7 protein-coding genes are annotated in these 4374 nt (G+C 53.1%); all 7 read left to right on the top strand.

Translation table 11 applies throughout. From position 1 onward, the window contains the following. Positions 1-11 precede the first annotated feature (11 nt). The 7 genes from fliL to fliR are packed head-to-tail and all read left to right on the top strand — an operon-like array spanning position 12 to position 4085. Entirely contained in the window at positions 12-479 is a 468-nt protein-coding gene (fliL, locus tag KQJ18_RS21965; RefSeq protein ID WP_038641578.1) for a flagellar basal body-associated protein FliL, read from the top strand. A gap of 4 nt (positions 480-483) precedes the next feature. After that, a complete protein-coding gene (gene fliM, locus KQJ18_RS21970) occupies positions 484-1488 on the top strand; it encodes a flagellar motor switch protein FliM (protein ID WP_038641580.1) in 1005 nt (334 codons plus the stop codon). Continuing rightward, positions 1485-1898, top strand: coding sequence for a flagellar motor switch protein FliN (gene fliN / locus KQJ18_RS21975; RefSeq protein WP_005127761.1), 414 nt, complete (start codon positions 1485-1487; stop codon positions 1896-1898). The genes fliM and fliN overlap by 4 nt, the downstream gene beginning before the upstream one ends. Continuing rightward, positions 1898-2275 (top strand): flagellar biosynthetic protein FliO, encoded by a 378-nt coding sequence (gene fliO / locus KQJ18_RS21980; RefSeq protein ID WP_139815555.1) that lies wholly within the window; start codon positions 1898-1900, stop codon positions 2273-2275. Before fliN ends, fliO begins: the two co-directional genes overlap by 1 nt. After that, positions 2275-3012 (top strand): flagellar type III secretion system pore protein FliP, encoded by a 738-nt coding sequence (gene fliP / locus KQJ18_RS21985; RefSeq protein WP_185655870.1) that lies wholly within the window; start codon positions 2275-2277, stop codon positions 3010-3012. The genes fliO and fliP overlap by 1 nt, the downstream gene beginning before the upstream one ends. 9 nt (positions 3013-3021) lie before the next feature. After that, positions 3022-3291: a flagellar biosynthesis protein FliQ gene (gene fliQ, locus KQJ18_RS21990; protein WP_032939600.1), complete on the top strand. Its 270-nt coding sequence runs from the start codon at positions 3022-3024 to the stop codon at positions 3289-3291. Positions 3292-3299: 8 nt separating this feature from the next. Next, entirely contained in the window at positions 3300-4085 is a 786-nt protein-coding gene (gene fliR / locus KQJ18_RS21995; protein WP_038641586.1) for a flagellar biosynthetic protein FliR, read from the top strand. Positions 4086-4374 lie beyond the last annotated feature (289 nt).

Raw genomic sequence — 4374 nt, forward strand, 5'->3', positions numbered from 1 at the left:
GCCCGTATCTGATGACTGACTCCGCGATTAACAAAAAAAGTAAACGCGCTATTTGGATCCCTCTGCTGGTATTAATTACCCTCGCCGCCTGCGCAACTGCGGGGTATAGCTACTGGCGCATGCAGCAGCAGCCGTCCGCCAGCGTCAAAGCGGAACCGGCTCCACCGCCTGCGCCGGTGTTCTTTGCGCTGGATACCTTTACCGTCAATCTGGGTGATGCGGACCGTGTGCTGTATATCGGTATCACGCTGCGCATGAAAGACGAGGCGACACGTGCGCGTCTGAATGAATATTTGCCGGAAGTACGCAGCCGCTTGCTGCTGCTGTTTTCTCGTCAAAATGCGGCTACGCTCGCCACCGAGGAAGGTAAACAACAGCTGATTACCGCCATCAAAGAGACGCTCGCGACTCCGCTCGTTGTCGGGCAGCCAAAACAGGTTGTCACCGACGTTCTTTATACAGCTTTTATTCTGCGGTAAAGACATGGGCGACAGTATTCTTTCTCAGGCTGAAATCGACGCATTGCTGAATGGCGATAGCGAAACCAAAGACGAACCCATTACCGGTATCGCAAAAGAGAGCGATATTCGACCTTATGATCCCAACACCCAACGCCGCGTGGTGCGTGAGCGTTTACAGGCGCTGGAGATCATTAACGAACGCTTCGCGCGCCAGTTCCGTATGGGATTATTTAACCTGTTGCGCCGTAGCCCGGATATTACCGTGGGGGCGATTCGTATCCAGCCGTATCACGAATTTGCGCGTAACTTACCGGTGCCGACCAACCTGAACTTAATCCACCTCAAGCCGCTGCGCGGTACGGGTCTGGTGGTGTTCTCACCAAGTCTGGTATTTATCGCCGTTGATAACCTGTTCGGCGGCGATGGACGCTTTCCGACGAAAGTGGAAGGTCGCGAATTTACGCATACTGAACAGCGCGTTATCAACCGCATGCTGAAGCTGGCGCTGGAAAGCTACAGCGACGCGTGGAAGGCCATCAATCCGCTGGAAGTGGAATACGTTCGTTCCGAGATGCAGGTGAAATTTACCAATATCACCACCTCGCCTAACGACATCGTGGTGAACACCCCGTTCCACGTTGAAATTGGCAATCTGACCGGTGAATTTAACATCTGTCTGCCATTCAGCATGATTGAACCATTGCGCGAGCTGCTGGTGAATCCACCGCTGGAAAACTCACGTAATGAAGATCAGAACTGGCGCAATAATCTGGTGCGTCAGGTTCAGCATTCTGAGCTGGAGCTGGTGGCAAACTTTGCCGACATTCCGCTGCGGCTGTCCCAGATTTTAAAGCTGAAACCCGGCGATGTACTGCCGATTGAAAAACCCGACCGCATTATTGCTCATGTGGACGGCGTGCCTGTACTGACCAGCCAGTATGGCACCGTGAACGGTCAGTATGCGTTACGCGTAGAACATCTGATAAACCCGATTTTGAATTCGCTGAATGAGGAACAGCCCAAATGAGTGATATGAATAATCCGTCCGATGAGAACACTGGCGCATTGGACGATCTGTGGGCTGACGCGTTAAACGAGCAAAAAACCACGACCACCAAAAGCGCGGCCGATGCGGTATTCCAGCAGTTAGGCGGCGGCGACGTTAGCGGCGCTTTGCAGGACATCGACCTGATCATGGACATTCCGGTCAAACTGACCGTTGAACTGGGCCGTACGCGCATGACCATCAAAGAGCTGCTGCGTCTGACGCAAGGTTCCGTTGTCGCGCTGGATGGTCTGGCGGGCGAACCGCTGGATATCCTGATCAACGGTTATCTGATCGCCCAAGGTGAAGTGGTAGTGGTCGCGGATAAATACGGTGTACGTATCACCGACATTATTACCCCATCAGAACGCATGCGCCGTCTGAGCCGTTAATCATGAACACCCAGGCGACAGTTTCTCAGCCAGCCGCCGTCCCCGGCTCACCGCTGGTGCAGGTAAGCGGGGCGCTGCTGGGGATCATTGTGTTGATCCTGGCGGCAGCCTGGGTCATTAAACGCCTGGGCTTTGCCCCCAAAAGCACCGGTACGCGAGGGCTGAAGGTTGCGGCAAGTACCTCACTGGGCCCACGTGAGCGCGTGGTGATTGTTGAGGTGGAAGATGCGCGCCTGGTGCTGGGCGTCACGGCCTCGCAAATTAACCTATTGCACACCCTGCCCCCGGCACCTGCCGATGCAGAAGAAAAACCGGCCTCCCCTGCGGATTTCCAGGCCATGATGAAGAGTTTGCTCAAGCGTCCCGGGAGATCCTGATGCGCCGTTTGTTTTCCATCACGCTGGCAGGCTTATGGCTTTTCAGTCCAGTCGCCCTCGCCCAGCTCCCGGGCCTGGTGAGTCAACCGCTGCCTGGCGGCGGACAAACCTGGTCATTGCCTGTACAGACGCTGGTGTTTATCACCTCGCTGACCTTCCTGCCTGCCATTTTATTGATGATGACCAGCTTCACCCGCATCATCATCGTTTTCGGTTTGTTGCGAAATGCATTGGGAACGCCGTCTGCGCCCCCTAATCAGGTACTGCTGGGGCTTGCGCTATTTTTAACCTTTTTCATCATGTCGCCAGTGATCGATAAAATCTACGTTGACGCCTATCAGCCGTTCAGCGAAGAGAAGATCTCCATGCAGGAAGCCATGGAGAAAGGCGCCCAACCGTTACGCGAGTTTATGCTGCGCCAAACCCGTGAAGCCGATCTGGCGCTGTTCGCCCGTCTGGCAAACAGCGGTCCCTTACAGGGACCAGAAGCCGTACCGATGCGAATTTTGCTTCCGGCTTATGTCACCAGTGAGCTGAAAACCGCATTCCAGATAGGGTTTACCATTTTTATCCCCTTTCTGATTATCGATCTGGTCATCGCCAGCGTGCTGATGGCGCTCGGGATGATGATGGTGCCGCCCGCCACGATCGCGTTACCGTTTAAGCTGATGCTGTTTGTGTTGGTGGACGGTTGGCAGTTGCTTGTCGGCTCGCTGGCACAAAGCTTTTACAGTTAGAGGCGCGAAATGACACCTGAATCGGTCATGATGATGGGGACAGAAGCGATGAAAGTCGCTCTGGCCCTTGCTGCGCCTTTGCTGTTGGTGGCCCTCGTCACAGGTCTTATCATCAGCATTTTGCAGGCGGCGACCCAGATTAACGAAATGACGCTGTCCTTCATTCCCAAAATTGTTGCGGTTTTTATTGCCATCATTGTTGCCGGCCCGTGGATGCTTAACCTGCTGCTCGACTACGTGCGTACGCTGTTCAGCAATTTACCGTATATCATCGGGTAGACAACGTTATGTTGCAGGTGAGCAGCGTTGAGTGGATGCAGTGGCTGAATCTTTACTTCTGGCCGTTGCTGCGCATCCTGGCGCTCATCTCCACAGCGCCCATTCTCAGCGAACGCGCTATCCCCAAACGGGTAAAACTGGGGCTGGGATTGATGATAACCATTGTTATCGCCCCATCTATTCCCCCAGCAGACGTCCCCATCTTTTCCATCGGCGCGTTGTGGCAGGCCATGCAACAAATTCTGATCGGTATCGCCTTAGGCTTCACCATGCAGTTTGCGTTTGCCGCCGTTCGTACCGCCGGGGAACTGATTGGCCTGCAAATGGGGCTTTCCTTTGCGACATTCTTTGATCCCGGTAGCCGCCTGAATATGCCGGTCCTGGCACGACTGATCGACATGCTCGCCATGCTGTTATTCCTCACCTTTAATGGCCATCTGTGGCTGATTTCGCTGTTGGTGGATACGTTTCATACCTTGCCCATTGGCGGCAATCCGGTTAACAGCAATGCATTTCTCGCGCTGGCGCGGGCGGGTAGCCTGATTTTCCTCAACGGGCTGATGCTGGCCCTACCGGTTATGACGCTGCTGCTGACGCTGAACCTTGCGCTTGGCTTGTTAAATCGCATGGCGCCACAGCTGTCGATTTTTGTCATTGGCTTTCCTCTCACCCTGACCGTGGGTATTTCATTAATGGCGGCGCTGATGCCATTAATTGCGCCATTCTGCGAGCGCTTGTTCAGCGAAATTTTTAATTTGTTGGCCGATATCGTCAGCGAAATGCCCGGAAAATAATAACCCTTAATTTTTATCCTGTTTTACTAAGGATTGTCCTAAATTTAAAAACCGACAACATCCACCAGGATATCGCTGTCGCGGTTTATTTGTTTTTGCCTCACTCACATAACGCAACATTTACTTTACTTTAAGATGTTTCCTGGCAAATTATACGCAACTTTACGGGATAGTAAATTCGCCTGAAAACAGCGAAAGCGTCATCTTGGGTCGTTATTATTCCGTTTAGTTGTGATGCAATAATCAGGTAAGGGGAATTATCGTTACGCATTGAGTGAGGGTATGCCAT

Origin of the sequence: Citrobacter sp. S55_ASV_140, from assembly GCF_018919505.1 — a bacterium.
Taxonomy (GTDB): Bacteria; Pseudomonadota; Gammaproteobacteria; order Enterobacterales; family Enterobacteriaceae; genus Citrobacter; species Citrobacter werkmanii.